General features: G+C 65.6%; 1 protein-coding gene. It reads left to right on the plus strand.

All coding sequences use genetic code 11. The annotated features are described in order from the left end of the window. Nucleotides 1–262: potassium transporter TrkG (locus tag B4920_RS26695; RefSeq protein ID WP_305847133.1), on the plus strand; the 262-nt coding region annotated here is incomplete at both ends.

Raw genomic sequence — 262 nt, forward strand, 5'->3', positions numbered from 1 at the left:
TACCGTCATCGTCGATCTGGTGCGCAACCGTCGCTGGCGCAAGCTCAAGCTGCACAGCAAGCTGATGTTGCTGATGACCCCGGGGCTGCTGCTGCTGGGCACCCTGATGTTCTGGCTGCTGGAGCACAACAATCCCGCCACCTTCGGCAACGCCGGGCCCGGCGGCCAGCTGCTGGCGGCCTTCTTCCAGTCGGCCACGGCGCGCACGGCAGGCTTCAACACTGTGGACATAGGCCAGATGGTGCCCGCCTCCCTGCTGTTC

Source organism: Zoogloea sp. LCSB751 (assembly GCF_002028455.1).
Classification (GTDB): domain Bacteria; phylum Pseudomonadota; class Gammaproteobacteria; order Burkholderiales; family Rhodocyclaceae; genus Zoogloea.